Raw genomic sequence first — 26,329 nt, forward strand, 5'->3', positions numbered from 1 at the left:
GAACTTGGCGGACAGCACCGTGGCGATGGCCGCCGTCAGCGTCGTCTTGCCATGGTCCACGTGACCGATGGTGCCCACGTTGACGTGGGGCTTGGTGCGTTCAAACTTACCTTTTGCCATTTTTAATTCTCCAAAGAGCGATGCCTGTGTATTGGTTTAACGTCTGCATCCGGTTGCTGATTCGCCCTGCACAGGCAACGGGGCGGCACCGGATCGCAGATTGCAAAAATAATTTGCTACTAAGTTTATAGCTACTAACGCTTACTGGATAAGCGCCAGCGGCCTTTTCAGCAAAGTCGATGGGGACACAACAGCGAAGCTGGCATTGCCCCCCAGGACTTATTTGGAGCGCGCAGCCATGATGGCTTCCGACACATTGCGCGGTGCTTCGCTGTAGTGCTTGAATTCCATCGAGTAGGTGGCGCGACCTTGCGTTGCGGAACGCAGCGTGGTCGAGTAGCCGAACATTTCCGACAGTGGCACTTCGGCCTTGATGGCCTTGCCGCCGCCAGGAATGTCTTCCATGCCTTGCACCATGCCGCGACGCGAGGACAGATCGCCCATCACGTTACCGGCGTAGTCTTCAGGCGTTTCCACTTCCACGGCCATCATGGGCTCCAGAATCACGGGGTTGGCCTTGCGGCAACCTTCCTTGAAACCGAAGATGGCTGCCATCTTGAACGCGAGTTCGTTCGAGTCCACATCGTGGTACGAACCGAAGTGCAGCGTGACCTTGACGTCGACCACCGGGTAGCCGGCCAGTACGCCTTGCGTGACGGCTTCGTTGATACCCTTTTCCACGGCCGGGATGAATTCGCGAGGAACCACACCGCCCTTGATGGCGTCGACGAACTCGATGCCCTTGCCGGCTTCGTTGGGTTCGATCTTGAGCACAACGTGGCCGTACTGGCCCTTGCCGCCCGACTGGCGCACGAACTTGCCTTCGGCCTCTTCCACCGTCTTGCGGATGGTTTCGCGGTAGGCCACCTGGGGCTTGCCGACGTTGGCTTCCACGCCGAACTCGCGCTTCATGCGGTCCACGATGATTTCCAGGTGCAGCTCGCCCATACCGGCGATCAGCGTCTGGCCCGATTCTTCGTCGGTCTTCACGCGGAAGGATGGATCTTCGGCAGCAAGGCGTTGCAGCGCGATGCCCATCTTTTCCTGGTCGGCCTTGGTCTTGGGTTCGACAGCCTGCGTGATCACAGGCTCGGGGAACACCATGCGCTCCAGAATGATCGGCGAGTCGATGTCGCTCAGCGTTTCACCGGTAGTCACGTCTTTCAGGCCCACACAGGCAGCGATGTCGCCGGCGCGGATTTCATCGACTTCGACGCGGTCGTTCGCCATCATCTGCACGATACGGCCAATACGCTCTTTCTTGCCCTTGACCGAGTTGAAAACGGTGTCGCCCTTGGTCAGAACGCCCGAATACACGCGCACGAAGGTCAACTGACCAACAAACGGGTCGGTCATCAGCTTGAACGCCAGTGCCGAGAACTTTTCGCCGTCGTCAGCCTTGCGGGTGACTGGGTTTTCATCTTCGTCGGTACCCGTCACGTCCGGAATGTCCGTCGGTGCTGGCAGGTAGTCGATGACGGCGTCCAGCATGCGTTGCACGCCCTTGTTCTTGAACGCGGTACCGCACAGCATGGGGTGGATTTCGGTGGCAATGGTGCGCTGGCGCAGACCCGCCTTGATTTCCTCTTCGCTCAAGTCACCTTCTTCCAGGTACTTGTTCATCAGCTCTTCAGTGGCTTCGGCTGCGGCTTCCACCATCTTCTCGCGCCATTCCTTGGCGGTTTCGAGCAGGTCGGCGGGAATTTCTTCGTAGGTGAACTTCATGCCCTGCGAGGCTTCATCCCAGATGATGGCCTTCATCTTGAGCAGATCAACCACGCCCTGGAACTTGTCTTCGGCACCAATCGGGATCACGACGGGCACAGGGTTGGCCTTCAGGCGCAGCTTCATCTGCTCGACGACCTTGAAGAAGTTGGCGCCGGTGCGGTCCATCTTGTTCACAAAGGCCAGACGGGGCACCTTGTACTTGTTGGCTTGGCGCCAGACGGTTTCCGACTGGGGCTGCACGCCACCCACAGCGCAGTACACCATGCAGGCGCCATCGAGCACGCGCATGGAACGCTCGACTTCAATCGTGAAGTCCACGTGACCGGGGGTGTCGATGATGTTGAAGCGGTGCTCGGGGTAGGACAGGTCCATGCCCTTCCAGAAGCAGGTCACGGCAGCGGAAGTGATCGTGATGCCACGCTCTTGCTCTTGCTCCATCCAGTCCGTGGTGGCAGCGCCGTCATGCACCTCACCCAGCTTGTGGGTCACGCCGGTGTAGAAAAGAATACGTTCGGTGGTCGTGGTCTTGCCAGCGTCAATGTGGGCCGAGATACCGATATTGCGGTAGCGCTCGATGGGAGTCTTGCGAGCCATGGTGGATCCTTGGATGGTTCGTGTTATTCGGGGGCGGGCCCAGCATTCTGACGCTGCAACCCGTCAATTTTGTGACCGCCTCAATCGCCACAAGGCTGCAGGCAAAAATGCCGGCAGCCTTGCGAAGGACGACGAGAGCGGTTCGTCGACTTAGAAGCGGAAGTGGCTGAACGCCTTGTTGGCTTCTGCCATGCGGTGCACTTCGTCACGCTTCTTCATGGCGCCGCCACGGCCTTCGGTGGCTTCGAGCAGCTCGTTGGCCAGACGTTGGGCCATCGACTTCTCGCCACGCTTGCGGGCGGCTTCCTTGATCCAGCGCATCGACAGAGCCAAGCGACGGACAGGACGCACTTCCACAGGCACCTGGTAGTTGGCACCACCGACGCGGCGGGACTTCACTTCAACCATGGGCTTGACGTTGTTGATGGCAACAGTGAAAGCTTCCAGAGGGTCTTTATCAGGGTGCTTCTTCTCGATCAGTTCCAGGGCACCATAAATGATGCGCTCTGCAACAGCCTTCTTGCCGCCTTCCATGATCACGTTCATGAATTTAGACAGCTCTACATTGCCGAACTTTGGATCCGGCAGGATTTCACGTTTGGGGACTTCGCGACGACGTGGCATTTTTTCACCTCATTCTTGCTTCAGTTGGCATCTTTTCAGACACCGCGAGAGCCATTCAGGACTCCCACTTACTCGACCCACGCAGACATTTGCGCTTGGGGTCACTACGCTGCATCACCGCGCCACGCGGGAAACAGCACCTTTTATATCGATCAACCGCAGGCTTATTTGGCCTTTGGCTTCTTGGCACCGTACTTGGAGCGCGACTGCTTGCGGTCTTTCACGCCTTGCAAATCGAGCGAACCGCGCACGATGTGGTAACGCACACCGGGCAAGTCCTTGACACGACCGCCGCGAACCAGCACGACGCTGTGTTCTTGCAGGTTGTGGCCTTCGCCGCCGATGTAGGAAATGACTTCGAAACCGTTGGTCAGGCGAACCTTGGCGACCTTCCGCAGAGCGGAGTTAGGCTTCTTAGGCGTCGTGGTGTACACACGGGTGCACACGCCACGGCGCTGTGGAGAGTTTTGCATCGCAGGGCTTTTGGAGTTGGTCGTTTCGACCTGACGCCCCTGACGCACGAGCTGGTTAATGGTTGGCATGAATACGTCCCTAAACGTGAAATGCTTCGTGAAAGCGAAAACGTGAATCCCTTCGGAAATTCCGAAAAGCCTTCTAATGTAGCAGGGCAGACCTCAACGGGCAAGCCCCGTAGAGCTCGGCCCTGCCACTGCTGCATCTATCTGATTGATAGAAACTACCGTCAAATTGATGCTTTGCGCTTATGGGTTAAGCGCCGACAGCTATCTTTTTTGATGACCGACAGCACAATGCGGTTACTTGATCCACAACCGGATCGCATCCCAGGCCCGGCCCAGAACACCCGCCTGCTCGACGCCATCCAGCGCCACCAGCGGCACTTCGGTCAGCGGCTGGTCGCCCAGCACGACCTTGAGCGAGCCAATCGCCTGGCCCTTGGTGAAGGGCGCCACCAATGGGTCCTGGCGCACGATCTGGGTGGTGACCTTGCCGGCGCTGCCCGAAGGCACAGCCACCACGATGGCCTCAGCGCGGCCGATCCGGATGGTGCTTTCTGTGCCCTTCCACACTGCGGGCGTGGCCACGGGCTGGCCCGCATCGAACAGCTTGACGGCATCAAAGGCGGTGTAGCCCCAGTTCAGGAGCTTTTGGCTTTCGTTGGCGCGGGCGTTCTCACTGGCGGCGCCCAGCACGATGGACAGCAGGCGGCGCTGCCCCACGTTGGGGAAATCGCGCTTGGAGGTGGCTACCAGACAGTAACCGGCAGCAGCGGTGTGACCGGTCTTGAGGCCGTCCACCGTGGGATCGCGGAACAGCAGCATGTTGCGGTTGTTGCCGTTGGATGCGGGCGTGCCGGGGTAGCTGTATTGTTTGGTGGCGTAGTAATGCATGAACTCCGGGAAGTCCTGCATGAGCCGGGTCGCCAGGGTGGCCAGGTCACGCGCCGTGGTGGTGTGACCGGGTTCCGTCAACCCCTCGGGGTTCTTGTAGACCGTGCCCTTCATGCCCAGGGCCTGCGCCTGGTCGTTCATGAGCTTGACGAAATTCTCGACCGTGCCGCCCACGCCTTCGGCCAGCGCCATGGTGGCGTCGTTGCCCGACTGCACGATCATGCCCTTGAGCAGATCGTCCACCGGCACCTGCATCTTGGGGTCGATGAACATGCGCGAGCCGGGCATCTTCCAGGCGCGCACGCTCACGGGCAGCTTCTGGTCCAGCGTGACCTTCTTGGCGCGCAGCGCATCAAACACCAGATAGCCCGTCATGAGCTTGGTGAGCGAGGCCTGCTCCACCGGCGCATCAATGTCTTTGGCCGCCAACACCTGGTTGGCCGTCACATCGACCAGCATGTAGGTGCGTGCGGCAATCTCGGGGGGCTGGGGCGCCTGGGCGTGGGCCCAGAAGGCGGCGGGCGCGACCGCAGCAAAAAGAGCCAGGGATCGCAGTGCGGGCAGGATTCGTTTCATGGGGCAGAAAAATGGGGCGCAAGGCCCGGGGATAAAAAAACACAAAAGGTGAAGCCTGAAAACGCCGCCTGGGGCGCGCAGCCCCCGCAATGGCCCAGGCTTCACCGCCCAGACTGGAGGTGGCGCACCACCAGATTCTTCAGCAGGGTCAATTGTCCGTGAAAGAAATGGCCGCCACCGGGGACGACTGTGACAGGCAGTATCTGGGGCCGTGCCCAGTCGAGCACTGCCGACAGCGGAACGGTGTCGTCGAGCTCGCCATGCAGCACCAGCGTGCGCAGATGGGCTTCGGGCGGCACGGGGGCCACGGTGAAGCGGCTTGCTGCGGTGCCAACCAGCACCGCCTGCGCCACCTCGCGCTCGCCCCACAGGGCGGCCAGTGCGTGGCTGGTGACAAAAGCGCCAAACGAGAAACCTGCCAGCGCTATCGGGCCCTGGGGCGCCACCTGCTGCACCACGGCCAGCAGATCCTGCAGCTCGCCGCGCCCCTCGTCGTGTACGCCGGCGCTGGCGCCCACACCCCGAAAATTGAACCGCACCGTCGTCCAGCCGCATTGGGTGAAGGCGCGCGCCAGGGTCTGCACCACCTTGTTGTCCATGGTGCCGCCAAACAGTGGATGGGGATGGGCCAGGATGGCCACGCCACGGGGGGCCGCGCCGTCGGGCAGGGACGCTGCATCGCGGGCTGCCTCGATGGCTCCTGCGGCGCCGCTCAGCGTCAGGCGTTCGGTTTGTACATTCAAGGTTTACTACTTATTTAATAGCGTATAGCGCTTATCACATAAGCGCCAGACGCCAAAAACACTCAAAACACACAGAGCAGCGCTCAGCGCCCCAGTTCTGCCGGCGTGACCAGGCGATGGACGATCTTGCCGTTCTTGAGGTGCGATTCCACGATTTCATCCACATCGTTGGCATCTACATAGGAATACCAGGTTCCCTCGGGGTACACCACAGCCACGGGGCCGGCTGCGCAGCGGTCCAGGCAGCCCGCCTTGTTCACCCGCACCTTGCCGGGGCCCGCCAGCCCAGCGGCCTTGACCTGATCTTTGCACCGATCAAACGCCTCCTGGGCGCCGTGGTGGGCACAACTGTTTTCGCCGTTGGCACGGTCGTTCAGGCAAAAAAAGATGTGGCGGGCGAAATAGCCAGGCGCTGCGGCGGGTGTGGAGGGGGTGTCGCTCATGGGGACATTCTAGTTTTTCGGCTCCCGGCGCGACACCCGAAAGAACACATACGCCAGTGCGGCATAAGGCCACAGCCAGCCGACCCACTGGCCCAGGCCAAAAAATCGGATGAACCGCCCCTGCTCCCAGATTTGTAGCGTCTGGGCAAAATAGGCACTGGTGGGCGCCTGGTTGAGCAGCCCCAGGTGCCACGCCAATGCCAGCAGCAGCACCGCCGCACTGGCGCGCCGCGGCAAAGCCAGCAGCATCGCCGCCAGCGCCAGCGCAGCCCACACCCCCACGCGCGTGGGCAAACCCAGCCAGCTCCAGGCGTGCAAAGGCCCCCAGCTCAAAGCCGCCGACAGGGCCGTCACCCCGATGCCCACCACCACCACGGCAAGGGCAAAAAGGGCCCGGCGCCCCACATGGCGAATGACGCAATACCCAAGCAGGCAGGGGATCAGCAGCCCCAGCGTCACGCACAGCAGCTCGCCGCCCGGCGACAGGGGCTCCAGTGGCACGTCGCGCACCGGCAACCAGCCAAGAAAGGGGGTGTCGGCCAGCATGTCTTCAAGGCCCAGCTCCAGCCGCTCCAGCACCTGGCCCAGGCCAAAAGGCACGGCCGCCGGAAACAACAGCGCCATGGGCCACAGCGCCAGCAGCACCAGTGCTCCGCGCGCATCCTGCACAAACCAGCGGGCGCGGAAATCGCTCCAGCGGTCGATGGCTCCCCAGCGCTCCAGCAGCGCTGCCGCGCACGCCCCCGCGAGCGCGCCGATGGCGTTGAGCAGAAGGTCCAGATTGGAGGGCACACGCCGGGGCAGATAGATCTGCAGGTATTCCATCAGCAGCGACAGCAAAGCGCCCGCCAGCGCTGCCAGCAGCACCGCCCAGCGCTCGTGCCCCCAGCGCAGCAGCGCCAGCGCCAGCAAAAAACCCAGGGGAACGTAACCCGCCACGTTGACGGCGACATCAAACCCCGTCCAGTACGGCGGCGGCAATGGGGCCGACAAAAAAATCCAGGGATCGATGCCCTGATCGCGCCAGCCGTCAAAGGGGAACAGGCTGGCAAAAACAATCAGCGCCGCATGAATCAGCGCAAGCGGCCAGGCAGAGGTTTTGTGCACCGGCGCGGCCCCAGGGTGTCAGAACGGCTTGACCACCACCAGCACCACAGCCACCAAAAGCATCAGCACGGGCGCTTCGTTGAACCAGCGAAACCACACATGGCTCTTTCGGCTGCTGCCGGCGATGAGCTTGCGCAGCAGCACGGCGCAGGCATGGTGGTAGCCAATCACCAGCACCACCACGAACAGCTTGGCGTGCATCCAGCCATTGCCCGGCCCCCAGCCGATGCCATAGCCCAGCCACAGCCACAGGCCGAGCGCCACGGCCGGCACTGCCAGCAGCGTAGTGAAGCGCAGCAGCTTGCGCGCCATCAGCACCAGTCGGTCGCGCTCGGCCACCGAGCCGGGCGCCACCATCGCCAGATTGACGAAGATGCGCGGCAGATAGAAAAGGCCGGCAAACCAGCTGGCCACGAAAACGATGTGAAGGGCTTTGATCCAGAGCATGCCCGCAGTTTAAGGGCCTGCGCGCACGGCCACGGCCAACCCGCACCAGCCCGGCACGTCCGCCGGGCCACGGCCGCCTTTTTTTGCAGCGCCACCCACCACAGCGCCGCCCCGGCCGCCGCCCCGTGGGGCGGGACGAAGCGACGCAGGGGGCTTCATAATTCCACCATGCACCTCTCCAGCCCCACCCCCTTTCCGCAAAGCCGCCCACGCCGCCTGCGCCGTGACAGCTTTACCCGCAACCTGGTGCGCGAGCACGCCGTCACGCCCCACGACCTGATCTATCCCGTGTTCGTGCACGAGGGACAGAACCAGCGCGAGGCCGTGGCGTCCATGCCCGGCGTGGACCGCCTGAGCCTGGATCTGCTGCTGCCGGTGGCCGAAGACTGCGTGAAGCTCGGCATTCCGGTGCTGGCGCTGTTCCCGGCCATCGACCCCGCGCTCAAAACACCCGACGGCAAGGAGGCGCTCAACCCCGACGGCCTGATCCCGCGCGTGGTGCGGGCGCTGAAAAAAGAGTTTCCTGACCTGGGCGTGATGACCGACGTGGCGCTCGACCCCTACACCAGCCACGGCCAGGATGGCGTGCTCGACGACACCGGCTACATCATCAATGACGAAACGGTGGAGATCCTCACCGGCCAGGCCCTCACCCACGCCGAAGCGGGCGTGGACATCGTGGCGCCCAGCGACATGATGGACGGGCGCATCGGCGCGATCCGCGAGGCGTTTGAGGTGCAGGGCCACATCCACACCCGCATCATGGCCTACAGCGCCAAATACGCGAGCGCGTTTTACGGCCCCTTCCGCGACGCCGTGGGCACGCGCGGCGCGCTGGGCAAGAGCAACAAGTTCGTCTACCAGATGGACCCGGGCAACAGCGACGAGGCCCTGCGCGAAGTGGCGCTGGACATCGCCGAAGGCGCCGACATGGTGATGGTCAAACCCGGAATGCCCTACCTGGATATCGTGCGCCGCGTGAAGGACGAGTTCCGCGTGCCCACATTCGCCTACCAGGTGAGCGGCGAATACGCCATGATCAAGGCCGCCGCCGCCAACGGCTGGCTCGACCACGATGCCGTGATGATGGAAAGCCTGCTGGCCTTCAAACGCGCAGGCGCCGATGGCGTGCTCACCTACTTTGCCCGCGACGCCGCGCGTTTGCTCCTAAAATAATAGCTATTGGCGCTTATCCAATAAGCGCCAGAGGCCATTTTCACCCCAAATTGAGCGGCATGCGCATCTTCCACATCCACGCCGGTGGCGCGATCGAGCTGAACGCGCTGCCGAGCCAGCCACCCGGCCAGGGGTTTTTCTGGGTGTCTTGCGCACGCACCGTCTTCAGCACACAGCTGGGCCAGATCCAGGCCTCGCTGCAGGCCATCACCGGCCTGCAAGTGGTGGACCTGCATGTCTCGGACCTGCTCAATGCGCAGCTGCCATCGCGCTACGACTACACCTCGCAATACGACCTGCTGGTTTTTCGCCGCCTGGCCGCCCTGCCGCCCACCGCCGAGCCAGACCACCCGGAAGGTGCGGCTGTAGCACCGATGCGGCGCAGCGGCCCCCCGGTGCTGCGCCGCATCGACACCAGCCCGGTGGGGTTTGCCATGTTTGACCATGTGCTGCTGTCGGTGCACCCCACCGACTGCACCGTGCGCGATGCCTACGCCGCGCGCCTGCTGGCCACCGCCTCCACCGATCTGCACGAGGGCCGCGCCAGCCCGGCACCCGGTGTACGGCAGCCGTCCAGCACCGCCGACCTGATGCTGCGCGTCGTCAACTTGATGGTGGATGGCTACCTGGACCTGCGCCGCGACCTCACGCGCCAGCTCGATCACTGGCAAAACGAGCTGCTCAAGCCCCGGGCGCGCTTTGTGAACTGGAACTCGCTGCTCGAAGCACGCCTGTCGCTACACCAGCTCGACGAGATCTGCGAAGACCAGCGCACCGCCGTGCAAAACTGGATCGACGAACTGGAAACCTGGGCCCTGCCCGACAGCAGCGCCGGCCAGCGCGATCTGGACCTGCTCAAGGTGCGCAGCCGCGACGTGCTCGAGCACATCGAGCGCGTGGTGCACCATGTGCGGCGGCTGGAGCAAAGCACCGAAACCGCCGTGCAGATGCACTTTTCTGTGCAAAGCAACCGCACCAACGACATCATGCGCACCCTCACCGCGCTGACCGCCGTGTTTTTGCCGCTGAACCTGATTGCAGGCATTTTTGGCATGAATTTCGAGTTCTTGCCGCTCATCCACAAACAAGACGGATTCTGGTGGGCGCTGGGCACCATGACGGCGATTGCCACAGGGCTGGTGGCGCTGTTCTGGCGCAAACGCTACCTGGCGCGCACCGGCGGGCAATGACCGGGGGCTGGTGGGCCGCCGCACCGGGACCCAAGCCCCGGCGCCACATGCACCCCGCGTTGCCCCGGCCACTCCTCAATCGCCGTTCTACCCCACGTGCTTTGCAAAGAAGGCCAGGGTGCGGTCGCGCGCCACCAGTGCCGAGGCTTCGTCATACGACCCGCGCTGGTCGCAGTTGAAGCCATGGTCGGCGTCGTACACATGCACCTGCACATCGGGGTGCGCGCGCGCAAAAGCCTGCACGCTGTCCACCGAAATCCAGTGGTCGTGCTGGCCAAAATGTGCCAGCACCGGCACCTGGGGCTGGCGCGCCACTTCGTCTGCCGTGGTCATGCCACCGCCGTAGTAGCACGCCGCCGCCGACAAGCCCTTGAGGCTGCAGGCCGCGCGCCAGGCCAGCAGGCCTCCCCAGCAAAAACCCACAATGCCCACCTTGCCGCCACCGTGCTGCGCGGCGTAATCGATGGCAGCCTGGATGTCGGGCATGGCACCGGCGCCGGGCAGTGCCTCCACCGCCGTCTTCAGGCCAAAGCCCACGCCCATCTCGGCCTCGCTGTAGCCCAGGTCCACATCGGGCTGCACCCGCGCAAAGGTGGCGGGGGCCACTGCCAGATAGCCACGCGCCGCAAAGCGGTCTGCCACCGCACGGATGTGCGAATTGACCCCGAAGATCTCCTGCAGCACCACCACGGCGCCACGCGGCGCTCCGTCGGGCTGGGCGACCCAGGCGGGCACCACAAAACCGTCCTGCGACGTCAGATTGACAAACTGGCCCATGCAATTGCTCCTTGAGAAGAAAAAAACCTGTGGTGCAAAGACACCACCGCCACCCTCGAATGCACTCCGGCCCGGTGCCGGGATGCTGTAATGCACCCCATTCTTGCAGGAGACCGGTTGTGCTCAAAGTGGTTGTTGTCACCCGCGCAGGCCGCCGCATCGGGGCGGCCACGGCTCTCGCGTGGCGGCTGCCAGATGCCACCCGCACCACCCGTACCACCCCCACGCGCATTTTCGAAGGCCACCGATGGATCTGAAACCCCTCATCACCTTGCTGGCCATCGTGAACCCGCTGGCCATCGTGCCGTTTTTCATCCACTACACCCAGGGGTTTTCCAGCGAGCAGCGTCGGCGCACCATCCGCACGGCGGCCCTGGCGTCGTTTTGCGTGATTGCCGCGTGCGCCCTGCTGGGCCTGCAGATTCTGGAGTTCTTCAACATCTCGCTGCAAAGCTTTCAGGTGGGCGGAGGCATGTTGCTGCTGATCAGCGCCATGAACATGCTCAACGCGCAGCCGGCAGAGGCCAAGCCCCACACGCACGAGTTCGAAGAAGGCGCCGAAAAAGCCGCCGCAGGCAGCAGCATTGCCGTGGTGCCCCTCACCATTCCCCTGCTCACCGGGCCGGCCAGCATGTCCACCGTGGTGATTTACGCCGACCGCGCGCAAACCTTTTGGCAGCACGCGGCGCTGGTGGGCTACGGCGTGGTGATTGCGCTCGCCACGGCCCTGTGTTTTTCGCTCGCCGATCCGATTGCCCGCGTGCTGGGCAAGACAGGCATCAACGTGATGACGCGGCTGATGGGCCTGATCCTGGCGGCACTTGCCGTAGAGGTGATGGCCGATGGCCTGGGCAAGCTGTTCCCCATTCTCGGAGCGAGGTAAGCGCCCTTGGCTGCGCGATTGCTGTTGCTGGAAGACGACCCGGCCATCGCCCGCACGGTGGTGTACACGCTCGAACGCGATGGTCTGGCCGTGACGCACAGCCTGCTCCTGCGGGACGCCCGCCAGCAAGTGCAGGCCCGGGCGTTCGACCTGCTGGTGCTCGACGTGGGGCTGCCCGATGGCAGTGGGCTGGACCTGCTGCAGCAGGTGCGCAACACCCCGCCCCCCACACCTGGAACACCTGGAACGCCCGGCACGCCCAGCGCCACCCCGGTGCTGATGCTCAGCGCGCGTGGCGAAGAGCTCGACCGCGTGCTGGGGCTCGAACTGGGCGCCGACGACTACCTGACCAAACCGTTCAGCCCGCGCGAACTGGCAGCCCGCGTCAAGGCGCTGCTGCGCCGTGCCGGTGCGCCCGCAGCCGCGCTTGCAGCGGCCCCGGCACTGTTGCACGACGATGCCGCAGGCCAGCGCATCTGCCTTCGCGGCGAGCCACTGGCACTGACCCGGCGCGAATACCGCCTGCTGGCCTGCCTGCTGGCGGGCGCAGGCCGCATCCACACGCGCGAAACCCTCCTGGCCGCCGCCTGGGGCGACGAGAGCGACAGCCACGACCGCACGGTGGACACCCACATCAAGACCTTGCGCGCCAAGCTGCGCGAGGCCGACCCGTCGCGCGAGTACATCCAGACGCACCGGGGCATGGGCTACTGCCTGAACCTGTGAAATATGAGCCGAATTGGCCTCTAGCGCTTATGCACAAAGCGCTGACAGCTATGATTTTTGAAAACACACTGACCCTGCCTTGGTGACCCATGCGCCTTGGCATCCGCCTGCTTTTCGCGTTCTTCCTGATCAACGGCATCGCAGCCTTCTTCGTACTGCGCGTGTTCACCGCCGAGATCAAGCCCAGCGTGCGCGAGGTGATGGAGGACATGATGGTGGACACAGCCAACCTCCTGGCCGAGCTGGCCAGTGATGACCTGGCGGCCGGGCGCCTGGCGCAGGGCGACGCTGACAGCGCCTTTGCCCGCCATGTGCGCAACTACGCCAGCCGCCCCATCGACGCAGGCATCTGGGGCTTTACCAAGCAGTCCCTGGATTACCGCATTTACGTCACCGACGCCACCGGGCGCGTGCTGTTCGACTCACAGGGCCAGGCGGTGGGCCAGGACTTCTCGCAGTGGCGCGACGTGGCCCGCACCTTGCGCGGCGAGTACGGCGCCCGGATGACCCGCGAAGTGACCAGCGACGACACCAGCGGTGTGATGCACGTCGCCGCTCCGGTGCTGGTGCAAGGGCGCATCCTCGGCGTGCTCACCGTGGCCAAGCCCGTGCGCACCGTGCAGCGCTTCATCGACCGGGCCGAACGCAAGGTGCTGATGGGCGGCGTGGTGTTGTTGCTGCTGTCGGCCGCCGTGGGCGTGGCCGTGACGCTGTGGATGGTGTGGAACGTGCGCCGCCTGCGCGACTACGCCCTGAGCGTGCAGGGCCCCGCCGATGGCGAGCACGACGCCCTCCCGGCCACCGCACTGGCCGTGCCCCGGGTGCCCGGCGAGCTGGGCGACCTGGCGCGCGCCATGGACCGCATGCGCGCGCGGCTGCAAGGGCACGACTACATCGAAGGCTATGTGCGCGCACTCACCCATGAGCTCAAAAGCCCCGTGGCCGCCATCCGTGGCGCGGGCGAGCTGTTGCAGGAAGACTTGCCCGCCGCCGACCGGGCGCAATTTGCCACCCAGGTCGTGCAGCAAAGCGAGCGGCTGCAGCGGCTCATCGACCGGCTGTTGGAGCTGAGCAAGCTGGAGCAGCGCCAGCACACCGAGGTGCGCAGCCCCGTGTCGCTGCACGACTGCGCCCGTGCCGCCCTGGCCAGCAGCCAGGCCCGTGCCATGCAGCGGGGCCTGCAACTCACTCTCAGCGGGGCGGGCGCCAGCGGGCCATGGGAGGCCGAGCTGGTGACCATGGCCCTGACCAACCTGCTCGACAACGCCATGGATTTTTCCCCGGCGGGCAGCACCATTCGAATCGAACTCGACGGCTCCAACGTGGCCGTACAGGACAGCGGCCCCGGCGTGCCCGACTACGCCTTGCCGCGCCTGGGTGAACGCTTTTTCACCACCGCACGGCCGGGTGGCGAGCGCAGCGGCTCCGGCCTGGGGCTGGCCATTGTGCGGCGCGTGATGACCCTGCATGGCGGGCACATGGACGTGCGCAATACACAGCCAGGGTTGCGGGTGGTGCTGGAGTTTCCGGCCGGATAGACGGGCGTGCGCACAACGCGGCACGCCCCTTCGCCATGGGCAGATAACAGCCGCCGGGTTGCGGCGTTCTTGCAACCCGTCAGCCCAGCACCGCCCAGGTGTGGCAAGCCGTTCCCGCCGCCACAAACCCATGCCATACCGCGTGGGCATACCGAATGCGGGCGTCCAGCACAAAAAAGACCACCCCCAAGGTATACAGGCAGCCCCCGGCCACCAGCCATTGCACGCCCGCCGCAGACGCACGCTCCAGGATGGGCAACGCCGCCAGCAACACCAGCCACCCCATGGCGAGATACCCGCCCGTGGACCACCACGGCGACGACAGACGGCCCATGGCCTTGAGCACCATGCCTGCAGCGGCCATAAGCCACACCACCACCAGCGTAGCGCTGTCCCCGGGGCCGCCGAATTGCCTCGACACAAAGACCGTGTAACTGCCCGCAATGAACAGATACACCGCGCCGTGGTCGAGCCTTAGAAAAACCAGCTTGGCGCGGCCCTGCGGCAACGCGTGATAAACGGTGGACGCAAAGTACAGCCACACCATCGTTGCCACGAAAACGCAGACACCGGCAAAACCCTGGGCACTCAGGCTTCGCCCCCAGGCCACCAGCCAGTAACCGGCGGCCAGGGCAGCGACCAACGCCGCTCCGTGGCTGACCGCGTTGGCGATTTCCTCACCACGGCTTTGCGGGCGCCCGGCGTTGCCCGAGAGGAAAAACCGGCCCATCGCCCGTTCCTAGTGCGGGAGCGCAGTCTGCTGGCGGTCGCGCCAGGCGTGGTAGCGCGCCCGCTGCAGGGCAAAAAGCTCCACCAAACCCCACGCCATGCCGCAGCCCACCAGGCCGCACAGCATGAGCCAGCGCATGGCGTCAATCCTGCGCTGGCGATGGGGCCGTGAATTCTTCATGGGAGAAACAGTCGTTGCCCGGCAAATCCAGCCAACGCCAGGTTTCGTCGAACAGTTCGTCGAAGAGTCTCTGCAATCCGAGCAGTTTCCAGAGCATGCGAGGCCTTTGGAGAAGGTTGTGGGCCACTGCAAGGTAACTGCGGTATGTGACAGTTTGGCGTCCGTCGGCGCATTTGCCACACCCGCAGGTTCGATCAACACGCAAGGCCAGGCGGGCGGTATGCTGCGGCGTCCCCCCTCTGCAACCCCGCCCTCCACCACCGTGCCCGAAAACGTTCTGCCCGAACTGCGGGCCCTGGAAAAGATTCTGGAACAGGGCGGCCCGGACCTGCAGGTTCGCGTGGTGCGCGAGGTCAGCGTGGCGTCGGGCGCAAGCTTTCCCATCTACTCGATTGGCATTGGCAACCCCAGCCCGGACATCCCTGCCGTGGGCTTTTTTGGCGGGGTGCACGGGCTGGAGCGGATCGGCGCCGAGGTGGTGATTGCCTATCTGCAAAACATCGTCATGCGGCTGCGCTGGGACACCACGCTGCACCAGCAACTCGAACATGTGCGCCTGGTGTTCATGCCCATCGTCAACCCCGGTGGCATGTGGGCGGCCACACGCGCCAATCCCAACGGGGTGGATCTGATGCGCAACGCCCCCGTGGAGGCGCTGGACCGCGTGCCTTTCCTGATGGGCGGCCAACGCCTGAGCGCAGGCCTGCCCTGGTACCGCGGCCACTTTGGCGAACCCATGGAAGTCGAGAGCCAGGCCTTGTGCGAGGTGGTGCGCACCGAGTTGCTGCCCCGGCCCTTCAGCATTGCGCTGGACTGCCATTCGGGGTTTGGCGTGCGGGACCGCCTGTGGTTTCCGTTTGCCCACACCCGCAAACCCATTGCGCACCTCAACGAACTGCATGCGCTCAAAGACATCTTTCTGCAGGCGCACAGCAACCACCAGTACATCATCGAACCCCAAAGCGCGCAGTACCTCGCCCACGGCGACCTGTGGGACTACCTGTATCTGCAGGCCTGTGAGAACACCGAACGCATTTTCCTGCCGCTGACGCTGGAGATGGGCTCATGGATCTGGATCAAGAAGAACCCGCGCCAGCTGTTCTCGCGCCTGGGCATCTTCAATCCGCTGATCGACCACCGCCAGCAGCGGGTGCTGCGCCGGCATCTGGCGCTGCTCGATTTTCTGTCGCGTGCGGCCTGCAGCCACCAGCGGTGGGTGCCCGGCAAGGAAGGCTACGAACAACGCCGAGCCAATGCACTGGCCGAGTGGTATTGAGCGCGCCCCCATGGACACCTGGATTTTGTTGCGTGGATTGACCCGGGAGGCTGCCCACTGGGGTGCCTTTGCGGGCGATTTTCAGACTGCCTTGCCCCAGGCCAAGGTGGTGGCGCTCGATCTGCCGGGCAACGGCCAGCTCCATGCCCTGCCAAGCCCGCTCACCGTGCAGGGCATGGTGGCGGCTTGCCGCGCCGAGCTGGCAAGGCAAGGGGTGTTGCCACCGTTTCATTTGTTTGCCATGTCGCTGGGCGCCATGGTGGCCACCGAATGGGCGCGCACTGCGCCCGAAGAAATCAGCGGGTGCGTGCTGGTGAACACCAGCTTTCGCCCGTTCAGCCCCTTTTTTCACCGGCTGCGGCCGCGCAACTACGCGGCATTGCTGGGGCTGGCGCTGCGCCCCCCATCGGCCGACGCCATCGAGCGCACGGTGTGGCGGCTGACAAGCAATGCGCCAGGCCCACGCACCGCTGTCATTGACGACTGGGTTGCCGCCCGCACCCGGCGCCCGGTGTCGGCCATCAACGCCCTGCGCCAGCTGGTGGCGGCGGCCCGTTACAACGCCCCCACGCTGGCGCCGCCCCCGCCGGTGCTGCTGCTGGCCAGCCAGAACGACCAGCTGGTGAACAGCCGCTGTTCACTGGCCATTGCCGACGCGTGGCACTGCGCCCTGGCCCTGCACCCCGATGCCGGGCACGACCTGCCGCTGGATGCGCCCCAGTGGGTGATAGAGCAGGTGCGGCATTGGTTGGCGCAGCAAGCCCCGTCGCAACGGCCAACGCCCGAAGAGAAATAACCCCCGTTTGGGATGACCTGCATAACCCTCGCGCGTCGGTGGTAGTGCGGATCGGGATGGGCCGCAAGGCGTCTTTTTGCGGCCAATAGCCTCGCTATTGGCAAGAAAAGCAACGCAGTGGACCGCCCGAGACCGCGCTGCCACCGACCGCAGGGAGTTATGCAGGTCATCCCTTGCGCCACGCGCGGACTTCACGCTCGCCTCACAAACTTCATCGTGGCCTCACCCGGGGCAACAACACTGCCTTCACATTCACCGTGGAGGAGCCCTTGAAAAATCCCTTGTTCAACAAACTGGCCGCGCTGGCGGCCATCACCCTGCTGTTGCTGTTCGGTCTGGGTCTGATCGAAGACGTGGTGCGCGACCGCCAGCGCTACCGCAGCATGACAGCACAGGGCGTGGCCAACAGCCTCGCCGGCCCGCAAACCCTGGTGGGCCCGATGATCCACAGCGCCTGCGTGGAAAGCTGGGATGTGGCCACCGGCCAGGGAGAGGAGCGCCGCGCCACCGAGCAGCGGCGCGAGTTTCTGCTGACCGCCATGCCTGAGCAACTCACGCTGCAATCGGGCGCCGCCATGCAGGAGCGCTCGCGCGGCCTGCACAAGGTGAACACCTACAACCTCAAGGCCCACATCACGGCGCAATGGGCCTCGCTGGCCAGCTTGCAGCCGCAGGCCACGGTAAAAGGCTCACGCATGCAGTGCGGCGCCCCCATCCTGATGATGGCGGTGGGCGATGCCCGCGGCATCCGCACCGCGCAGCTCACCCTGGGCGAGCAGACGCTGCCGCTCAAGCCTGGCACGTTTCACCCCACCTACAGCCGGGGGCTGCACGCCGCGCTGCCCGAGGCCGTGCGCGACCAGACCAACGGCCTCTCGGCCACGCTGGAACTCGAACTGGTGGGCACCGAGCGCCTGGCCATCGTGCCCCTGGGCGGCAACACCGAGGTGCAGATGGGCAGCAGCTGGCCCCATCCCTCTTTCGCGGGGCGTTTTTTGCCCTCCGAGCGCGAGGTCAAATCTGACGGCTTCAGCGCCCGCTGGCGCCTGTCGGCGCTGGCCACCACGGCCCAGCAGGACATTGCCAACGGAAAAAAGGTGTGTGACGCAGCCAGCACTGCAGGCAGCGACCATGCCCTGGCCGCCACGGCGGAGCGCGACTGCGCCGACAGCTTCAGCGTGGCCTTTATCGACCCGGTCAACCCCTACACCCTGTAGGACCGGGCCACCAAATACGGGGTGCTGTTTATTGCGCTGACCTTTGTGGCGGTGGGCTTGTTCGAGCTGATGAAAAAACTGCGCGTGCACCCGGTGCAATACCTGCTGGTGGGCAGCGCCCTGTGCAGCTTCTTCTTGCTGCTGGTAAGTCTGTCGGAGCACCTGCCGTTCGGGGTGTCGTATGCCATTGCCGCCACGGCCTGCGTGCTGCTGCTGGCCTACTACGCAAGCCACATGCTGAGCAGCCTGGCGCGGGGCTTGCCACTGGGCGCGGGCATTGCGTTGCTGTATGGCCTGCTTTATGTGCTGCTGCAACTGGAGCAGACCGCCCTGGTGGTGGGCGCCATTGCGCTGTTCCTGGTGCTCACCGCCGTCATGGTGCTCACCCGCAACGTGAACTGGTATGGACTGGCGCCCGCCCGCGCTGGCGCCACCCATGGCACCCCCCGGCCGGAGGCCGCATGACAACCGCCACACAAGGCCGGCCTGCAGCGCCCTTGCAAACGCCACTTTGTGCCGAAGCACCAGAGGTTTGGGCGCGCTATCTTGCCTCGGCGGCGGCGCCTGCGGCGTCCGGGCTGTCCGAGGGCGAAGCGCTGCGCGTGCAGCGCCACCGCGACCGTCTGCTGGCCGCGCTGCAGGTGCAAGACCGCGCCGCGCTGGAGCAAGCCAAACAGGATGTGCTGCAAGCCACCTGCCTGCCGCCCGGATCGTCGGCATTGCGGCGCGCACTGAGGGAACTGTCGTGGCGGATGGCGGGCCTGCGGCTGCCACGTCGTCCGATACCGTGATGCCGTGATGCCGTGATGCCGTGATGCACTTCGTTCTGGAATCCGCCAGTGAAAACAGCCTGCAGCGCAATAGGATCAAGCGCTAACAGCTATTTTTTAGATAGCATTGAACGAACGCCAAATCTCATCAGATCGTCACCGTGCCATTGAGCGCCTGGTTCTTGGCGGTGCACGGCGCCGCATACTGGGCAGTGTGAACCCCGCGACGTACACACCATGGGTGTTATGCATCTGATGGCCAAAATCCAATCAAATCAAGCACTTAGCCTGTGTTTCGGCACTTCGAGAGAAAAATTAGGCAGCGCCGGCCTGGCCTTGTGAATCCCGCCTGCTGCAGACTGCCTCATGGCGGTTTGCCCGTCTCAAAGTGTTTTGGGCTTGGCGTTAGCGCTCTCAAAAGCGGGCACTTGTGAGACGTCAAGCGTACGAAAAACGCCACCTTTGAGGTGGCGTTGCACTTTCTAGCTGAGATGATGCGTCCCGTCAGGGGCTACCCGGAGCAGCAGGTGCAGCAGGCGTTGACGGAGCAGCAGATGCTGCCGGTGATGCAGGCGATGCCGATGCAGTGGCCATCGCGGGTATGAACACCGCTCCGCCCTTCTTACCGTTGCAATCCTTGCAAAGCATCTGGCAGTTCGACGCAATAGTCTTGCCTCCCGCGTGCCAAGGGACGATGTGGTCGGCCTCCATCTCTTCCAGTTCAAACTTGTGGCCAGGCTTCGAACAGCCTGGGGCTGCGCAAATCCCCCCTGACGGTTGTAAACCTCTGTTTTGGTGTTGGGAGTGAACGCGCGCAGGCTCAGGTGTTTTCGGTTGCCGTCCAAGACGTAGGTGTAAATGCCAGCTTTCCGCGTGACATCCTCGTCTTTCATCAACTCTACGATGCGAACTTCCAAGGCGACTGGGTCAAGGTTCTCGCCCTTGTAGGTGTCGTACAGCTCACCCCATGGGATAGCTTTCATTTCCTTGCGGACCGTCGGGAACGTCAATTTGACCCAGCCGATGACGCTGCTGAAGTAGCTCCACAGGTCGAAGGCCGTCTTGTCGAACTGGTGCGCAGCCATGTATGAGGCGGGGTTGCCTTTACTGGCCCATTTGAGCGCTGTCTCTAGGTAATCTTGCCGGATACTCAATGTGCGCTGCTGCCCGTCGAGCACTTCAAAGCGGGCCAGGTCGTCGTTGAGCGGGTCTACAGGGTCAGGATTGCGAACCCAATACATGACGTTGAGGGGATAGCCCTTGCGCACGGTGTCGATAACCTTGTTGCGCTGTTCGTCCTTGTAAACGAACTCGCGTTGGTAGGCCGGTCGAATGTTGAGTTGACCTCCGAAGCCGACAACGCCCGCGTCGCCTGAATCTTTGTAGCCGTCGTAAAGGTCGCGGACTTTGATTTGTTTTGGTTGGATTTTCATGTCAGGATTTTTTCTTGATAATGATTCGTGCGTAGGTCGCACGAAGTTTTCCGTTTTCAGACAAGACCATGCCGACAAATCGCTTATGTTGCTCGTCGAGATGTGTTTCACGTCCTTGGACAAAGGCATCGTCAACGGCACGCTTATCATTAGCTAGCCCGACAATCTCAAACTGCGTGGGGTTATACTTATCCAGGAAAGTAATAGGCACGCCCATTAATCCTTGGTAATCAATGGGAATATCTACAACCTTGCTGACTTCAATGCCGTCGTAGTTGTAGTAGCGGGGATAGCTCGCCTCGTTGCCCCTGTAAGACTTGAAGAGAACCAGCTCCTCGTTGCGCTTATGGTGCGATAAATTGGTAAACCAGCATGCGTTGACGTCCTTCTCTGAGCCATCCGGTAACTTGAACTTCATGCTGCGAGGGCTGACGCCCATCCAAAGCTTGTTCTCTTTGATAAGCTTGAAAACATCTTTGTAGGTCAAGGCGTTATTGTTTCCGATAATCAGAAACTGCTTCTCGTGCTCGACAAGCTGTGCGACGTATTCCCTGAACAAAGAAAATGGTGGATTCGTGACAACAATGTCCGCGCTTGTGAGCAATTCGACGCATTCATCGCTGCGGAAGTCGCCATCACCTTGAAGGGGTGTTCTGACTACAGGCTGGTCCTTGCCTGTGAATTCCAACTTGTACGAAGGCTCACCTCGTGAGTAATGTGTCGCTACGACTTTTGCCAATCCGTAGTCTTCAAACTTCAGCGTGAAATGAAGCCAGAAGTTAGACCACTCGGGGTCATCGCAGTTACAGAGAATCACCTTGCCTTTGAGGTGGTCCTTGTAATGCCGAAGCTCTTTCTCGATGTCGGAAATCTGGGTGTAGAACTCGTCGTTCTTCGCTGACCTTGCAGCGTGAAGCGAGCTATTGCTCGGGGAAGTCGGGGCGGCACTGGCCAATATCTGCTCCATGAATAGAGCAGCACCTGCAACGCAAAAAACTAGTCAGCCAAAGGAATGGCTGCGTTACAGGTGATATATGGCCTAGAAAGGTGCTGCGAGGGTTACGGTGATTTGTTTAAAAACCCGCGTTTAGCCTTTCCAAGGGGAGGAGAGCAATAACTTCGCGACTTGCTACCCAGTAGATGCGCTAGCAAGAGCTACATGCATACACTCGCCTCATGGGCGGGCGCATGGACGATAGGCTGAGTTAGCCGACCTACAGCGTTTTCGAACGTGTTCGGAGCACTGCTCACGGGGGTTGTGGGAGGCGACCATCCGCGCCTTTGTATCAATCTCTGCTACATTGCCTCAATCACGCGGGTAGCCCATGAGCTGAGTCAGGCGTCAAGCCTATCCGCGGTCAATTAGGAAGGACAGCAATGCCTAAGCGGATAGTTACGGTCATGCCAGCAGCTCTATCGCTTGCGCTGTTGATGGGCACCCCCAACAGCGCCAATTCTCGCGATTACGAGTGGACAACTGTTCTTGACTATTCGAATCAACTGACTGAAGTTGACGCGAAATCCGTGCATAAATTGGTGAGCGAGAGCGACGTTGTCGCATTCACGTGGAAACAAACCGACTCCACTTCCACGCTGCAAATGGAAAGTACTGCGAACTGCAGAGACTTTGAGCTAACAAATGTTCGCGGTTCCTTAGAGAGCAAGATTGTCAACTTCAAGAAATCGTTTTCATACGCTAACGATGAAATATACCGAGAAAGCCAAACAAGATTCGGTAACTTTTGGGAGAACAATCCTGTAGGGCGAGTCATACGTTTTGCGTGCTCTTTAGAATACCCTGAGATAATTGAAGAGCTGTCAAGCCCAATGGTTGACTGCAAGAAGCCTTCAAGCATCATTGACCGAATGCACTGCGTTAAAGACAAAGAACTTTCCGGCAACATTGAGTTGCTAGCGGACTGGTCTATTGCTTTAGCTCAGGCATGCGGGGAAACAGACGAGCGCAGCCGAGAAGTTTTTATCGAGTACATAACGGGGGCCAGAGCTTGCCCTGACCTCGCTTGTGCAAAAAAGAAAGTCCGCGAAGGACTTGAATTGGTAGGCCGGGACCTGGAGAACGCCGCAAACAAACGGCTACCCGACGGCTCACTGCGTCATGGGATATGCGTTGCACCAAACTCTGTTGCAAGGGCCATTCAAGCCCGAAAAGACCAAGCGTTAAGCGATGCAGCCTTCATCGAATACAAAGTCTGCATAAAGTCAGCCATAAAGCGATTGGATGACAAAAAGTCCAGTGCAGAAATCATTGTCAAAGGCGCACATGGAACCTGTCTCAAGCACTTCCAGGCGATAATTGACAATAGGCCCACCTATAAAGGCTCTGGTGGTGACGTTTTATATCGAGCGCTTGAACCCCAGCTGATAAGCGAAGTCTTGCAAAATCGAGCCGGCTCTAGAAGCAGCAGGAAGTAACGCTTATGCGCCTAGACCTCATACAGGCTGCAACGAAGTTGCTCATCACTCTTGGTGTCGCCCTTCTCATCCCAGGTGCTAGCGGAGCCACCACAACCGATGAAAAGCAGTCCCTGGAACTACTTCAAGGAGCACGCACGGGGTGGTATGTATTTTCAGAGTTTGATGACGGGATTTGCACCTACGAAAAAAGTCTCAAACAAAAAGCACAGCCCCTCATAGATGAGATAGCTGAGCTAGGTTTGAAACCCATAGAGAGAGAGCAAATCAGCCGCGACAATCTTCCTGATGTCACCATACTTGTGGGCGTTGAAGCCAAAGCCACACGAGAATCCGTATCAAAGAATTCGTGCACCATCTACGTCAAGGTAGAGGTGTTCCACTCCATGACCGGAACGCTCAGGTATCAAGTTGAGCCGCAACCCCTAAGAGTTTTGGCTTATAGAACAATTTGGGTTGACGCAGCGGAGGCGGATGGTATCGAAAAATATCTTCATCAAACAGCACTTCATGCGTTAGCCAAATTTGGGTTCACCTATTTGCAGGCTAATCCTAATAAATGAGCGCGTGAATAATATTTCCCAACTTTCGAACGCGAATCCCTAATAATATATAAGCCTTTAAAACCGGCTATGCTAGGGTTTACAAAAACAGGGAACAGTAATTCGGTTATCGGCCTAGCAGCTTCTTCGCTTCCAGTAAGACCAACCCTCGCCAGCCAGGCAAGTCTGGGTCCAAGCCATATTTCTGGCGCACTATCGCCTTCGCATGAGGCTCAACCTTGGCAAGCTCTTCAGCCGTCGGAGGTCGACGACGCTCTGCCTCTGTGCGCAACTTCTCCGCTCTTTCTCTGGCCGCCTGTTCGACCTTAGCGTGCTGCTCCTGTCTTCGCCGTGCCTGCTCCAGCAAAGCCTGATGCTCGGCTTCGAACTGGGCGATGAGCTGCTCCGTGTTCTCTGTGACTTACCAGAAGGCCATCTCTTCGGCCTTGAACCAAGGCGGGGCGAACCGCGCCCATCAGCAGGTCCGTAAGCTCCTTGGTGCTCGTGATTTCGATGCCGAAGTGAACGCTGACCATCAACGTCAGCTGGCGGGTTTCCAGGCCGGCAGCACCTGCATCTCGGACTTTTGAATAGAGAAACCTCGTCAATGCACCGTACTCGCCCCAGCGCCCGGTCCAGACCTTGAGCGCCCCACCCGCAGTGGGGGAGACTTCCGGCGCAACAAGCTCTAGAGTCACGTCTAGCGCGGCGACCTTGCTCGCCAGCTCCTGAGCACGCTGCTGCAGCCGGCCGATTTGCTTGGTCAATTTCTCTTGCTCGCCAACGAGAGCGGCACGCTCTGTCAGGAGCCACTTGATAGTGGAAGGGGTTCGCTTTGCGGTTCTGGGCTCGAGAGAAGAAGTCACGTCGGCATGTCATGAGTGGACAATACCGACCTACAGCACTTACCTGTGCCTAAGAATTAAGCAAAAAACAGCCTACCAAGGGATGTTGGGCCATCAGATGCATAACACCCCACACCATGCAAAAGCCCCGCTCTGGGCGGGGCTCTCGGGGTCGCAACCGTTCGGGCAATCCTTGCGGATCGCCCAACAGATTGTTTATTGACCATACATGCGCTTGGCATCGTCCACGCACTTGGACTTGACGTCGCCCTGCATGGTGTCGCAGCGCTCCTTGGCGGCCTTGTAGTTGGCTTCGTTCTTCTCGGCGGAGGCATCCTTGCGTGCCTCGGCAACTGCGGCGCCCTTGGCGGCGGGCGTGTCGGCAGGCTTGGCTTGTGCCTGGGCTACCTTGGCATTTTCCTTGGCAGTCACGTGGGCCGCCTTGGCATCTTTCACGCAAACGTCCTTGGCGTTGCCGCTGAGGTCGTCGCATTTTTCCTTGGCGATGGCGTAGTCGGCATCGGCGCGGGCCACGCGGGCCTCGTAAGCAGCTTTGGTGCTGGGTTTGTATTGCGCTTCCAGCTCAGCCTTGGCGACATCTTCATGGCCTTTGGCTTCCTTCAAGCAAATGTCCTTGGCGTTGTCAGTCAAGGCATTGCACTTTTCCTTGTTGACTTTGTAGTCGGCTGCAATGGTGTTTTTTGCTGCCTTGTATTCTGGCTGCGTCAGTGCAAAAGCGCTGGTGGCCAACAGGCCGGCGGTGATGGATGCAATCAGTGTGCGTGCAATTTTCATGGGTAAATCCTTGGTCAAAATTGGGGGTAAGCCGGCGCCACAGCGCCAGCCTGCGGACAAATGCCTTCGTTGCGCAAACGCGCAGGACATCAGTCTTTGAAGCGGAACTCTGGATGACGGTCTTGCCATTCCTTGAGCTGCGTTTCGGCCGCATCGCGAGCGATGCCATGACGCTCCTGGAGCTTGCCTAGGAACTGATCGCGCCGACCGGCGATCACGTCAAAATCGTCATCGGTGAGCTTGCCCCACTGCTCGACCATCTTGCCTTTGAACTGCTTCCAGTTGCCTTGAAGGGTGTCTTCGTTCATGGTGTGCTTCCTCGAGAATTTCGCCTCTGCCGTCCACCCGGAATGCGTGGAACAAATGCGAGATGCGATGGAGCTCACTGTAAAAACGACGGCCGCCGCGCGGCGTAGGCCATGCTGCGAAACACGCGTCAGTGCAGGACTACGGCACTGAAAGAAAAAAGCCAGACATTGCTCGCGGGAGCGACGGCCGGAACGCGCAACCCGCACCCGCCACGGAGAAACGCCCAAGCGCGCGATGCAGGCAGTTGCCTATAGGCGGTGAACTCAACTGCAATGGTCGCCCTTTGCTGCGCCTGGTGATGAAGGTGCACGCCCCTTCAGGCGCCGCTCATCGTCCCAGCTTCTCCACCCACTCCGCCAGCTCTTGCGCCACCTGGTGGGTGGCTTCGGCCAGTGCCCGTGTGCCACCGGCGGCATCGGCAGTGCTCGCAGGGCGCTGGATGATGAATACGCGCTGGCCCAGCAACGTTTCACCGGTCTGTGTGGGCTCGACCAGCGTGGCACGCAGGCGCACCAGGCCGGCGCTTTCAGTGGCACTGGTGAAGACATGGCTGAACTCCTCCAGGTCCACGCGCAACACGGTGGGCAGCTTGCCGCCGGCGCGGGCCTGGGCGGCACCGCTTTCGAGCGTGAGCACGGCACGGCGCTGGCCCAGCTGGTCGAGCAGGCGCTGCTGCACCAGTTGCGCAGGCGGCTGACTCCAGCGCGCCTGGGTGTAGGGGCGCAGTTGCCGGGCATCGGTGTAAGCCAGGCGGTAGAGCACGGCGGTGCTGCCTTCGGCGAGGCCGGGGGCCTCTACGTCGGCCAGGGCCAGCGCAGGCAGCGGTGCACGGCGGTCGGTGGGCACTGGCGCCATGGCACCCGGGCCGAAGTCGTAGTGCACGGGGCGCGATGGCGGGGAGGGCAAGATCGAGCATCCTGCCAAAAAAAATGCAACAAATACGACCGCAACCATTGATGGA

Annotated in this window: 29 protein-coding genes and 2 pseudogenes; 11 read left to right on the forward strand and 20 right to left on the reverse strand. The window is 61.9% G+C overall.

What is annotated here, in order from left to right; translation table 11 throughout:
• From B7Y64_RS00005 to B7Y64_RS00045, 9 genes are all read right to left on the reverse strand, one after another.
• A partial coding sequence (locus tag B7Y64_RS00005; protein ID WP_233250791.1) for a GTP-binding protein occupies positions 1-120 on the reverse strand: 120 nt, incomplete at its 3' end.
• Positions 121-339: 219 nt separating this feature from the next.
• Positions 340-2,442, reverse strand: a complete 2,103-nt coding sequence (gene fusA, locus B7Y64_RS00010; RefSeq protein ID WP_291325989.1) for an elongation factor G — start codon at positions 2,440-2,442, stop codon at positions 340-342.
• 150 nt (positions 2,443-2,592) lie between these two features.
• The gene (gene rpsG, locus B7Y64_RS00015) at positions 2,593-3,066 is read right to left on the reverse strand and encodes a 30S ribosomal protein S7 (RefSeq protein ID WP_005798541.1); all 474 of its coding nucleotides are present in this window, start codon (positions 3,064-3,066) and stop codon (positions 2,593-2,595) included.
• Positions 3,067-3,230: 164 nt separating this feature from the next.
• Positions 3,231-3,608, reverse strand: a complete 378-nt coding sequence (gene rpsL, locus B7Y64_RS00020) for a 30S ribosomal protein S12 (protein WP_024813771.1) — start codon at positions 3,606-3,608, stop codon at positions 3,231-3,233.
• A gap of 234 nt (positions 3,609-3,842) precedes the next feature.
• Positions 3,843-5,012 (reverse strand): D-alanyl-D-alanine carboxypeptidase family protein, encoded by a 1,170-nt coding sequence (locus B7Y64_RS00025; protein ID WP_111868740.1) that lies wholly within the window; start codon positions 5,010-5,012, stop codon positions 3,843-3,845.
• 101 nt (positions 5,013-5,113) lie between these two features.
• Positions 5,114-5,755, reverse strand: a complete 642-nt coding sequence (locus B7Y64_RS00030; RefSeq protein WP_024813769.1) for an alpha/beta fold hydrolase — start codon at positions 5,753-5,755, stop codon at positions 5,114-5,116.
• 83 nt (positions 5,756-5,838) lie between these two features.
• Positions 5,839-6,198: an NAD(P)H-dependent oxidoreductase subunit E gene (locus B7Y64_RS00035; RefSeq protein ID WP_024813767.1), complete on the reverse strand. Its 360-nt coding sequence runs from the start codon at positions 6,196-6,198 to the stop codon at positions 5,839-5,841.
• 9 nt (positions 6,199-6,207) lie between these two features.
• Complete coding sequence (locus tag B7Y64_RS00040) at positions 6,208-7,305, reverse strand: VanZ family protein (RefSeq protein ID WP_024813766.1); 1,098 nt, start codon at positions 7,303-7,305, stop codon at positions 6,208-6,210.
• Between the two features lie 18 nt (positions 7,306-7,323).
• A complete protein-coding gene (locus B7Y64_RS00045; RefSeq protein ID WP_114656278.1) occupies positions 7,324-7,752 on the reverse strand; it encodes a CopD family protein in 429 nt (142 codons plus the stop codon).
• Between the two features lie 168 nt (positions 7,753-7,920).
• Between B7Y64_RS00045 and hemB the strand changes: the two genes are divergently transcribed.
• Together hemB and B7Y64_RS00055 are read left to right on the forward strand one after the other, a co-directional pair.
• Positions 7,921-8,928, forward strand: coding sequence for a porphobilinogen synthase (gene hemB / locus B7Y64_RS00050; RefSeq protein WP_111868746.1), 1,008 nt, complete (start codon positions 7,921-7,923; stop codon positions 8,926-8,928).
• 59 nt (positions 8,929-8,987) lie between these two features.
• Complete coding sequence (locus B7Y64_RS00055; RefSeq protein WP_291325987.1) at positions 8,988-10,118, forward strand: magnesium transporter CorA family protein; 1,131 nt, start codon at positions 8,988-8,990, stop codon at positions 10,116-10,118.
• 87 nt (positions 10,119-10,205) lie between these two features.
• Here the strand turns inward: B7Y64_RS00055 and B7Y64_RS00060 are convergent, their stop codons facing one another.
• Complete coding sequence (locus B7Y64_RS00060) at positions 10,206-10,895, reverse strand: dienelactone hydrolase family protein (RefSeq protein WP_291328103.1); 690 nt, start codon at positions 10,893-10,895, stop codon at positions 10,206-10,208.
• Positions 10,896-11,142: 247 nt separating this feature from the next.
• Between B7Y64_RS00060 and B7Y64_RS00065 the strand changes: the two genes are divergently transcribed.
• The 3 genes from B7Y64_RS00065 (at position 11,143) to creC (ending at position 14,042) form a co-directional block, all read left to right on the forward strand.
• Positions 11,143-11,778 (forward strand): MarC family protein, encoded by a 636-nt coding sequence (locus B7Y64_RS00065; RefSeq protein WP_291328105.1) that lies wholly within the window; start codon positions 11,143-11,145, stop codon positions 11,776-11,778.
• A 6-nt stretch (positions 11,779-11,784) separates the two neighbouring features.
• A complete protein-coding gene (locus B7Y64_RS00070; protein WP_291326468.1) occupies positions 11,785-12,504 on the forward strand; it encodes a winged helix-turn-helix domain-containing protein in 720 nt (239 codons plus the stop codon).
• 89 nt (positions 12,505-12,593) lie between these two features.
• Complete coding sequence (gene creC, locus B7Y64_RS00075) at positions 12,594-14,042, forward strand: two-component system sensor histidine kinase CreC (RefSeq protein WP_291326470.1); 1,449 nt, start codon at positions 12,594-12,596, stop codon at positions 14,040-14,042.
• Positions 14,043-14,121: 79 nt separating this feature from the next.
• Here the strand turns inward: creC and B7Y64_RS00080 are convergent, their stop codons facing one another.
• The 3 genes from B7Y64_RS00080 to B7Y64_RS00090 are packed head-to-tail and all read right to left on the reverse strand — an operon-like array spanning position 14,122 to position 15,049.
• Entirely contained in the window at positions 14,122-14,772 is a 651-nt protein-coding gene (locus B7Y64_RS00080; RefSeq protein WP_291326472.1) for a hemolysin III family protein, read from the reverse strand.
• 9 nt (positions 14,773-14,781) lie between these two features.
• The gene (locus B7Y64_RS00085; protein ID WP_291326474.1) at positions 14,782-14,910 is read right to left on the reverse strand and encodes a hypothetical protein; all 129 of its coding nucleotides are present in this window, start codon (positions 14,908-14,910) and stop codon (positions 14,782-14,784) included.
• A gap of 4 nt (positions 14,911-14,914) precedes the next feature.
• Positions 14,915-15,049, reverse strand: a complete 135-nt coding sequence (locus tag B7Y64_RS00090; RefSeq protein ID WP_291326476.1) for a hypothetical protein — start codon at positions 15,047-15,049, stop codon at positions 14,915-14,917.
• 165 nt (positions 15,050-15,214) lie between these two features.
• On the opposite strand from B7Y64_RS00090, the gene B7Y64_RS00095 reads away from it, so the two are divergent.
• From B7Y64_RS00095 to B7Y64_RS00110, 4 genes and pseudogenes are all read left to right on the forward strand, one after another.
• Positions 15,215-16,228: a M14 family zinc carboxypeptidase gene (locus tag B7Y64_RS00095; protein WP_291326478.1), complete on the forward strand. Its 1,014-nt coding sequence runs from the start codon at positions 15,215-15,217 to the stop codon at positions 16,226-16,228.
• Between the two features lie 10 nt (positions 16,229-16,238).
• A complete protein-coding gene (locus tag B7Y64_RS00100; RefSeq protein WP_291326480.1) occupies positions 16,239-17,024 on the forward strand; it encodes an alpha/beta hydrolase in 786 nt (261 codons plus the stop codon).
• Between the two features lie 269 nt (positions 17,025-17,293).
• Positions 17,294-18,706: pseudogene (gene creD, locus B7Y64_RS00105) on the forward strand (cell envelope integrity protein CreD).
• Positions 18,703-19,032 (forward strand): hypothetical protein, encoded by a 330-nt coding sequence (locus B7Y64_RS00110; protein ID WP_291327118.1) that lies wholly within the window; start codon positions 18,703-18,705, stop codon positions 19,030-19,032. Before creD ends, B7Y64_RS00110 begins: the two are co-directional and overlap by 4 nt.
• 483 nt (positions 19,033-19,515) lie before the next feature.
• Here the strand turns inward: B7Y64_RS00110 and B7Y64_RS18975 are convergent, their stop codons facing one another.
• From B7Y64_RS18975 to B7Y64_RS00120, 3 genes and pseudogenes are all read right to left on the reverse strand, one after another.
• On the reverse strand, positions 19,516-19,722 hold the full coding sequence (locus B7Y64_RS18975; RefSeq protein WP_366444406.1) for an HNH endonuclease signature motif containing protein: 207 nt from the start codon (positions 19,720-19,722) through the stop codon (positions 19,516-19,518).
• Between the two features lie 440 nt (positions 19,723-20,162).
• Positions 20,163-20,444: pseudogene (locus B7Y64_RS18980) on the reverse strand (DUF262 domain-containing protein); the annotation flags it as partial.
• A gap of 1 nt (position 20,445) precedes the next feature.
• Positions 20,446-21,411 carry an adenine-specific methyltransferase EcoRI family protein gene (locus B7Y64_RS00120; RefSeq protein WP_291327114.1) on the reverse strand — a complete coding sequence of 322 codons (966 nt, stop codon included), beginning with the start codon at positions 21,409-21,411 and terminating at the stop codon, positions 20,446-20,448.
• A gap of 410 nt (positions 21,412-21,821) precedes the next feature.
• On the opposite strand from B7Y64_RS00120, the gene B7Y64_RS00125 reads away from it, so the two are divergent.
• Positions 21,822-22,877 (forward strand): hypothetical protein, encoded by a 1,056-nt coding sequence (locus tag B7Y64_RS00125; protein WP_291327112.1) that lies wholly within the window; start codon positions 21,822-21,824, stop codon positions 22,875-22,877.
• A gap of 5 nt (positions 22,878-22,882) precedes the next feature.
• Positions 22,883-23,440 carry a hypothetical protein gene (locus B7Y64_RS00130; protein ID WP_291327110.1) on the forward strand — a complete coding sequence of 186 codons (558 nt, stop codon included), beginning with the start codon at positions 22,883-22,885 and terminating at the stop codon, positions 23,438-23,440.
• Between the two features lie 305 nt (positions 23,441-23,745).
• Here B7Y64_RS00130 and B7Y64_RS00135 read toward each other — a convergent pair whose 3' ends face one another.
• From B7Y64_RS00135 to B7Y64_RS00150, 4 genes are all read right to left on the reverse strand, one after another.
• On the reverse strand, positions 23,746-24,285 hold the full coding sequence (locus B7Y64_RS00135) for a hypothetical protein (RefSeq protein ID WP_291327108.1): 540 nt from the start codon (positions 24,283-24,285) through the stop codon (positions 23,746-23,748).
• Positions 24,286-24,480: 195 nt separating this feature from the next.
• Positions 24,481-25,059, reverse strand: coding sequence for a hypothetical protein (locus tag B7Y64_RS00140; protein ID WP_291327106.1), 579 nt, complete (start codon positions 25,057-25,059; stop codon positions 24,481-24,483).
• 89 nt (positions 25,060-25,148) lie between these two features.
• A complete protein-coding gene (locus B7Y64_RS00145; protein WP_291327104.1) occupies positions 25,149-25,367 on the reverse strand; it encodes a CsbD family protein in 219 nt (72 codons plus the stop codon).
• A gap of 328 nt (positions 25,368-25,695) precedes the next feature.
• A complete protein-coding gene (locus B7Y64_RS00150) occupies positions 25,696-26,322 on the reverse strand; it encodes an ABC-type transport auxiliary lipoprotein family protein (RefSeq protein ID WP_291328270.1) in 627 nt (208 codons plus the stop codon).
• Between the last annotated feature and the right edge of the window lie 7 nt (positions 26,323-26,329).

The sequence above is a fragment of the Acidovorax sp. 35-64-16 genome (assembly GCF_002281195.1).
Taxonomy (GTDB): Bacteria; Pseudomonadota; Gammaproteobacteria; order Burkholderiales; family Burkholderiaceae_C; genus Acidovorax; species Acidovorax defluvii.